The organism is Actinokineospora pegani, assembly GCF_009745975.1.
Taxonomy (GTDB): Bacteria; Actinomycetota; Actinomycetes; order Mycobacteriales; family Pseudonocardiaceae; genus Actinokineospora; species Actinokineospora pegani.
On sequence record NZ_WHOL01000114.1, the window covers coordinates 1 to 9,020 of the forward strand.

2 protein-coding genes are annotated in these 9,020 nt (G+C 75.8%); both read right to left on the minus strand.

Translation table 11 applies throughout. The features are described from left to right. On the minus strand, positions 1–5,790 hold a 5,790-nt coding region (locus GCL84_RS23270), incomplete at its 3' end, for a type I polyketide synthase (protein WP_156757677.1). Between the two features lie 32 nt (positions 5,791–5,822). Next, positions 5,823–9,020: SDR family NAD(P)-dependent oxidoreductase (locus tag GCL84_RS23275; protein ID WP_156757678.1), on the minus strand; the 3,198-nt coding region annotated here is incomplete at its 5' end.

Consider the following 9,020-nt stretch of genomic DNA (forward strand, 5'->3'; position numbering starts at 1 on the left):
CTGCGCGGCCAAGTGCATCGCCACCAACGACGACGAGCACGCCGTGTCCACCGTGACCGCCGGGCCCTCGAAGCCGAACGTGTAGGCCACCCGGCCGGACGCCACGCTGCCCGCCGTGGCGGTCGTGACGAAGCCTTGCAGTTCCTCGGGCATGGCGGTCAGGGATTCGAGGTAGTCGTGGATCGACACGCCCGAGAAGACGCCGATGTCGCTGCCCCGCGCGGCGACCGGGTCGACGCCCGCGCGCTCCAGCGCCTCCCAGGAGGCTTCCAGCAGCAGCCGCTGCTGCGGGTCCATCGCCAGCGCCTCACGCGGCGAGATCCCGAAGAACCCGGCGTCGAACAGGCCTGCGCCCTGGAGGAACCCGGCCTTGCTCTCCTCCGAGGTGCCTGCCCGGTCGGACAGCCCGGCCAGGTCCCAGCCCCGGTCGTCGGGGAACGGCGACATGCCCTCGCGGCCCTCGTGCACGAGCCGCCACAGCTCGTCCGGCCCGGTCACCCCGCCCGGCAGCCTGCACGCCATGCCCACTATCGCGATCGGCTCGTCGGGGTCGACGGCAACCGCCGTCGCGGCGGGGGCGCCCGACACCGAGTCGCCCAGCTCTTCGCGCAGGTGGCGGGCGAGCGCCACCGGCGTGGGGTAGTCGAAGACCAGCGTGGCGGGCAGCTTGACGCCCGTGGCCGCGCTGAGCCGGTTGCGCAGCTCGACGGCGGTCAGCGAGTCGAACCCGATGTCGCTGAACCCGCGCGTGCCCTGCGCCAGCTCCGGGCCGCTGAAGCCGAGGACACCGCCCGCCTCGGCCTGGACGATGGTCAGCAGGACGGCCTCCTGCTCGGCGGCGGGCAGCCCGGCGAGCCTGCGGACCAGGCCGCCCGCGTCCCCGGCGGCCGCGCGCGCCGTGCGGCGGCCCGCGCGGACCAGGCCGCGCAGCAGGTGCGGGACGCCCCCGCCCGAGGCCGCGTCGGCGCGCACCGCCCGCAGGTCGAGCTTGATCGGGACCAGCAGCGCCGGGGCCAGCGCCAGGCTGGTGTCGAGGATGTCCAGGCCCTCGGCCTGGGTCAGCGCCAGCACGCCGCCCCGGCTCATCCGCGCCTTGTCGACGTCGCTGAGCTGGGCGGTGAGGCCGGTGCTCTGCTCCCACAGGCCCCAGGCCAGCGACAGGCCGGGCAGCCCGGCCGCGCGGCGGGCGGCCACCAGGCCGTCGAGGAAGGCGTTGGCGGCGGCGTAGTTGCCCTGGCCCGCCGACCCCATGAGCGCGGCGGCGGAGGAGAACACCACGAACGCGTCCAGGTCGCGGTCGCGGGTCAGCTCGTCGAGGTGGCGCACCGCGTCGACCTTCGGCGCGAACACGCCCGCGAGCCGTTCGGGGGTCAGCGCGGCGATCACGCCGTCGTCGAGCACGCCCGCCAGGTGCACCACGCCGGTCACGGGGTGCGCGGACAGCAGGGCCGCCACCTGGTCGCGGTCGGACACGTCGCAGGCGGCCACGGCCACGTCCGCGCCCAGCCCGGTCAGCTCGGCGACCAGGTCCCGCGCGCCCTCGGCGTCCGGACCGCGCCTGCTGGCGAGCACCAGGCGGCGCACGCCGTGCGCGGTGACCAGGTGCCGGGCGACGACGGCGCCCAGCGACCCGGTGCCGCCGGTGACCAGCACCGTCCCTTCCGGACTAAACGTGACGGGCACGGCCTCGGCCTGGTCGGCGGCCCGGACGAGCCGGGGCACGGACAGGGTCGTCCCGCGCACCGCCACCTGCGGCTCACCGGAGGCCAGGACAGTGCCCAGGACCGACTGCACACCATCGGAGGCGGCGGGGTCGGTGTCGATCAGCACGACGCGGTCGGGGTACTCCGCCTGCGCGGCGCGCACCAGGCCCCACACGGCCGAGCCCGCCGGGTCGGTCACCACGCCGTCGCCCGCGGGCGTCGCGCCCCGGGTCACGACCACCAGCCGCGACTGCTCGTCACCGCCCCACGCCTGCAAGACCCCCAGCACCCGAGCGGTCAGCGCCAGCGGCTCGTCGCCGACAGCCTCCAGGACGGCCACGGCGGGCGGGGTGGCCACGTCGTCCGCCGTGGTCACCGCGACCCAGGACGGCGTGGGCTCCGCGCCGTGGGTGAGTTCGGTCCACTCCACGCCGAACAGCGAGTCCGCGTGGGCCGAGTCCGCCGCGACCTCCAACCGCTCGGCGGAGACCACCCGGGAGACCAGCGAGTCCATCGTCAGGACCAGGCCGCCGGACTCGTCGGCCGCCTGGAACGACAGCGCGTCCTGCCCGCACGGCGCGACCCGCACCCGCAGCGCCGAGGCGCCGACGGCGTGCAGCAGCAGCCCGTTCCAGGCGAAGGGCAGCACCTGCCGGTCGTCGTCGGGGTTGGCGAAGGCGTTGGTGTGCAGGGCGGCGTCCAGCAGCGCCGGGTGGATGCCGAACCGGCCCGCGTCCTCCCGGTGCTCCTCGGGCAGCGACACCTCGGCGAACACCTCGGCGCCGCGCCGCCACACCGCGCGCATCCCCTGGAAGGCGGGCCCGTAGGCGTAGCCGCGCTCGAGCAGGTCGGGGTAGAAGGTCTCGACCGGGACCGGCTCGGCCCCGGCGGGCGGCCAGGCGGCGAAGTCGAAGTCCTGGGTGCTCGACCGCGTCCCGGACTCGGCCAGCAGACCGGTGGCGTGCCGGGTCCAGCCGCCGTCGGGGTCGTCCTCGCGCAGCGAGTACACGTCGACGGCGCGGGACCCGGTCGCGCCCGGCCCGCCCACGGCGACCTGCACCCGCGTGCCGCCGTGGGCGGGCAGCACCAGCGGGGCCTCGATCACCAGCTCCTCGAGCACGCCGAAGCCGAACTCGTCGCCCGCGCGCACGGCGAGGTCGACGTAGACCGTGCCGGGCACGAGCACGACCCCGCCGATCGCGTGGTCGGCCAGCCAGGGGTGCGTGCGCAGCGACAGCCGCGAGGTGAACACCAGGCCGTCGGACTGCGGCAGCGGCACGACCGCGCCGAGCAGCGGGTGGTCGGCCCCGGCCAGGCCAAGCGACGCCGCGTCGGACGCCGCCCCGGCCAGGTCGATCCAGTAGTGCTGGTGGTCGAAGGCGTAGGTCGGCAGGTCCACCCGCGCGGACGCCGCCCCGGCGGGCAGCACGGCGGCCCAGTCGAGGGAGATCCCGCGCACGAACAGCTCCGCCATCGACGCCAGCAGCCGCCGCGGGCCCCCCTCGTCCCGGCGCAGCGACCCGACGACCACGACCTCGCGGTCAGCGCCATCCAGGACTTCGCTGATGGGCTGCACCAGGACGGGGTGGGCGCTCAGCTCGACGAAGACGCCGTGCCCCTGCTCGACCAGCTCGGCCACGGCCGGGCCGAAGCCCACCTGACCGCGCAGGTTCCGGTACCAGTAGCCGCCGTCGACCACTCCGGCGCCGGTGACCCAGCCGCCGGTCGCCGTCGAGTAGAACGGCACGGTCGGCGCCAGGGCCGCGACCCCGGCCAGCGACTCGGCGAGCGCGTCGCGGATGTCCTCGACGTGCCGGGTGTGCGAGGCGTAGTCCACCGGCACCCGCCGCACGCGGACACCCTGGTCGTCCAGCGCCTCAAGCACCTCGTCCAGCGCCTCGGCGTCACCCGCGACGACCACGGACGCCGGCCCGTTGACCGCGGCGACCTCGACCCGGCCCGCCCACGGCCGCACCCGCGCGGTCGCCTCATCGGCCGACAGCGCCACCGACGCCATCCCGCCGCGCCCGGACAGCCCGGCGGCGATGGCCTGGCTGCGCAACGCCACCACCCGCACCGCGTCGTCCAGCGACAGCGCGCCCGCCACGCACGCGGCGGCGATCTCACCCTGCGAGTGGCCCACCACCGCGTCCGGCACCACGCCGACCGACGACCACACCGCCGCCAGCCCCACCATCACCGCGAAGCTCGCGGGCTGCACGACGTCGACCCGCTTGAGCAGGTCGGGGTCGGCCGCACCGCGCAGCACGTCCACAAGGGACCAGTCGACCCACCGCCGCAACGCGGTCGCGCACTCGGCGACCCGCTCGGCGAACACCGGCGACGAGTCCAGCAGCTCCCGGCCCATGCCGACCCACTGCGAACCCTGCCCGGGGAACACCCACACGACCTTGCCCGGCGAGCCCGACCCGGTGACCAGGCCGGGGGCGTGCTCGCCCCGGGCCAGGGCGGTCAGCCCGGCCAGTGCCTCGGCGTCGGACCCGGCGACCACCACGGCCCGCTCGGCGAGCGTGGCCCGGCCCGTCACCAGCGCGCCCGCCACCGACGCCAGCGGCGCCCCGCCACCCTCCACGAACTCAGCCAGGCGCTTCGCCTGCTCGGCGAGGGAAGCGGTGGTCCCGGCCGACACGACCAGTGGCACCACACCGGCAGGCGCGGGGTCGGCGGCGGCCTGCTCCTCGGGTGCTTCCTCCAAGATCAGGTGCGCGTTGGTCCCGCTGGCGCCGAACGACGACACGCCCGCGCGGCGCGGCTGGCCGCCGGGCGCCCAGTCGCGGGCCTGGGTCAGCAGCTCGACCGCGCCGGAGGTCCAGTCCACCTGGGGGCTGGGGGCGTCCACGTGCAGGGTCGCCGGGAGCCTGCCGTGCCGCAGCGCCTGCACCATCTTGATCACACCGGCCACACCGGAGGCGGCCTGGGTGTGCCCGATGACGGACTTGACCGACCCCAGCCACAGCGGCCGCCCCGGGTCCCTGCCCTGGCCGTAGGTGGCCAGCAGCGCCTGGGCCTCGATCGGGTCGCCCAGGACGGTGCCGGTGCCGTGGCCGTCGACGGCGTCCACATCGGACGCGCTCAGCCCGGCGCCTGCGAGCGCGTTGCGGATCACCCGCTGCTGCGCGGGACCGTTGGGCGCGGTCAGGCCGTTGGAGGCGCCGTCCTGGTTCACCGCGCTGCCGCGGATCACCGCCAGCACCTGGTGCCCGCGCTCGCGCGCCACCGACAGCCTCTCCAGCAGCAGCACGCCGACGCCCTCGGCCCACCCGGAGCCATCGGCACCCGCGGCGTAGGACTTGCAGCGGCCGTCGAAGGCCAGCGCCCGCTGGCGCGCGAAGCCGACGAACCCGCCCGGGGTCGCCATGACCGTCGCGCCGCCCGCGAGCGCCATCGAGCACTCGCCGCGGCGCAGCGCCTGGGCGGCCAGGTGCAGTGCGACCAGCGAGGACGAGCACATGGTGTCGACGGTGACCGCGGGGCCCTCGAGGCCGAGGGTGTAGGCGACCCGACCGGAGGCGACGCCGCCCGCGGTGCCCAGGGCGCGCTCCAGGCTGAGGTAGCCCTCGAACCCGCTCAGGTCCGGCGCGTAGTCCTGGTGCACGACACCGGAGAACACGCCGACGTCGCTGCCCCGCACCGAGTGCGGGTCGATGCCCGCCCGCTCGAAGGTCTCCCAGGACACCTCCAGGAGCTGCCGCTGCTGGGGGTCCATCGCCAGCGCCTCACGGGGTGAGATGCCGAAGAAGCCCGCGTCGAACTCCGCCGCCCCGTGCAGGAAGGCGCCCTCCCGCACGTAGGTCGTGCCGGGGTTGTCCGGGTCGGGGTGGTAGAGGCCCTCGACGTCCCAGCCGCGGTCGGCGGGGAAGCCCGTGTAGACGTCCGCGCCCTCGGACACCACCCGCCACAGGTCCTCCGGGCCGCGGATACCGCCCGCGTACCGGCAGGCCATGGAGACGATCGCGATGGGCTCCGCGGCTGCCGCGGCCAGTGTGCTGTTCTCCTGCTGGAGGCGGGCGTTCTCCTTCAGCGAGGCACGCAGTGCCTGGACGACCTGCTCGTCTGGCGCCGACATAACCATCCTCCACGATTCGTTCACCATTGGTGTCAGCTCGTCTTGCCCAGGGCGCGTCGCACGAGATCGGCGACGTCGAGGCCGTCGATCAGGTCCGGGTCGGCCGCGGGCGGCGCCACCGCGCCCACCTCCGCGACGGGGTCGGTGTCCGCGTCGGCCAGGCCGAGCAGCGCGTCGAGCACCCCGGCCTCCTTGAAGCGGGCGAACGGCACCGACGCCAAGACCCGTCGCAGGTCGTCCTCGCGGCCGTCGAGGCCGTCGTCGACCTCGGCCAGCAGCTCCGCGCGCAGGTACCCGACCAGCGCCTCCGGCGTCGGGTAGTCGAAGATCAGCGTGGCGGGCAGGCGCAGCCCGGTGGCCGCGTGCAGGCTGTTGCGGAGGTTGACCGCGGCCAGCGAGTCGAAGCCGACCTCCTGGAACGCCTGGCGGGGGCCGATCCCATCGGCGCCGCCGTGGCCCAGGACCGTCGAGGCGTGCCCGCGGACCAGCCGGAGCAGGACGCGGTTCTGCTCGGCGTCGGACACCGACCGCAGCGAGCCCGCGAGGGAGGCGGCGGCGGCGCTGTCCTCGCCGTCGGGCTGCGCGGCCCGCAGCGCCTCCCGCGCCTCGGGCAGGTCGGCGAACAGCGGGCTGGGGCGCACGGAGGTGAAGGCGGGGATGAAGGCGGCCCAGTCCATGTCGGCGACGCTCACCGCCTTCTCGTTGGCCCGCACCGCCCGCACCATGGCGGTCACCGCCAGCGGCGGGGCCATCGGCAGCACGCCGCGGCGGCGGAGCTGGGCGAGGGCGGCGGCGTCCATGCCGACGCCGATCTGGTCCAGGGCGCCCCAGGCGATCGCCGTCGCCCGCAGGCCCCGGGCCCGGCGCCACTCGACCAGGGCGTCGAGGGCGGCGTTCGCCGCGCCGGACGGGCCCTGGCCGCCACCGCCCCAGACGCCCGCGATCGAGGAGAACACGACGAAGGCGTCCAGCGGGGTGTCCGCGAGCAGCTCGTCGAGCCACACCGCCGGGTCGACCTTGACCGCGAACACCTCGGCGAGGTCGGCCGGGGTGGTGTCGTCGACGGTGCTGGTCTGGGTGATGTCGGCGGCGTGCACCACGGCCGTGAGCGGCAGGCCCGGGTCCGCCACCAGCCGGGCGATCGCGTCCCGGTCGGCCCCGTCGCAGGACTCCACCACCGTGCTCAGGCCCAGCTCAGCCAGTTCCGTCCGCAGGTCCGCCACGTCCGCCCCGGACGCGGTGGTGACGACGAGCCGTTCGGCGCCCTCGGTCGCCAGCCAGACCGCGGCGTGCCTGCCGAGGCCGTCGGCGCCCCCGGTCACCAGGACCGTGCCCCGGGGCCGCCAGCGGTTGTCGCCGGTGGCCTCGGGCACGGGCTTGCGGACCAGCCGCCGGGTGTAGACGCCCGAGCGCCGCACCGCGAGCTGGTCCTCGCCCGTCGCGCCGGTCAGCACGCCGAGCAGGCGCTCGACCGCGCGCGGCTCGGTCGTCGCGGGCAGGTCGACCAGGCCGCCCCAGCGATCGAGGCGTTCGAGGGCGGCGGCGCGGCCGAGGCCCCACAGCGCGGCCTGGGCCGGGGCGGTCAGCGCGTCCTGGATGCCGGTGTTCACCGCGCCCCTGGTCAGGCACCACAGCGGCGGGGTCGCGGCGAGGTCGCCGAGCGCCTGGACGAGTGCGAGGGTCGAGGCCGTGAGCGCGGTCGGGTCGTCGGCCGCCCGCTGGTCCAGTGCCAGCAGGGACAGCACGCCGGTCACGTCGTGCTCGGCCAGCAGTCCGGACAGCCGCTCGGCGAGCCGGTCCCGGCCGCCGTCGCCCGCCCCGACCTCCAGCAGGACCACGTCGAGGCCCTGACCGGTCAGCTCCGCGAGCAGGGCGTCAGTCGCCCCGGGTCGCTCGGACGGCGCGACGACCAGCCACCGGCCGCCGGGCACGCCCGCGGCGTCGCGCTCGAGCGGGCGCCAGGTGACGTGGTAGCGCAGCTTCTCGGCCGTCGAGCGCTCGCGCCGCCTGCCCCGCCACTCGGCGAGCAGCGGGACGACCTCGGTCAGCGCGCCGCGCTGGTCGGTCTCCAGCAGCCCGGCCAGCGAGTCCAGGTCGGCCTGTTCGACGGCGGCCCAGAAGTCGGCGTCCGCGCCGTCTGGGGCGTCGGCGGTGTCGCTGTCGGCTTCGTGCAGCCAGAAGTGCTGGCGGTCGAAGGCGTAGGTCGGCAGGTCCACCCACCCGGTCGCGGCCTGCGGCAGCACGCCGGTCCAGTCGACCGCCACGCCGCGCGCGAACACCTCCGCCATCGACGTCAGCAGCCGCCGGGGCCCGCCGTCGTCGCGGCGCAGCGACCCGGCCACCACTGCGTCGGCGTCGGCGTCGATGGCGGCCTCGGTGACCGGCTGCACCAGCACGGGGTGCGCGCTGAGCTCCACGAACACGCCGTGGCCCTGAGCGAGCAGCGCGGCCAGGGCCGGCCCGAAGCGCACCTGCCCGCGCAGGTTGCGGTACCAGTAGTCGCCGTCCAGGACACCGGCGTCGTCGACCCACTCGCTGGTGACGGTCGAGTAGAAGGGCACCACCGGCGCGTGCGCGCTGATCCCGGCCAACGCCTTGTCCAACGTGCCGCGCAGGTCCTCGACGTGGCGGGTGTGCGAGGCGTAGTCCACGGCCACCCGCCGCACCCGGACACCCTCCCCGGCCAGCGATCCCAGGACCTCGTCCAGCGCGTGCGCGTCACCGGCCACCACGACCGATGAGGGGCTGTTGACAGCCGCGACCTCGACCCGGCCCGCCCACGGCGCCAACCGCGCGACCGCGTCGACCTCGCTCAGCGCCACCGACGCCATGCCACCGCGCCCGGACAACTCGGCGCCGATGGCCTGACTGCGCAACGCCACCACCCGCGCCGCGTCTTCAAGCGACAACGCGCCCGCGACACACGCCGCGGCGATCTCACCCTGCGAGTGCCCCACCACCGCGTCCGGCACGACGCCGACCGACGACCACACCGCCGCCAAGCCGACCATCATCGCGAAACAAGCGGGCTGCAACACCTCCACCCGGTCCAGCAGCTCGGGATCGGTCTCACCGCGCAGCACATCGATCAACGACCAGTCGACCCACCGCTCAAGCGCGACAGCGCACTCAGCGACCCGCTGCGCGAAGATCGGCGAGGCGTCCAGCAGCTCACGCCCCATCCCGACCCACTGCGAACCCTGCCCCGGGAACACCCACACGACCTTGCC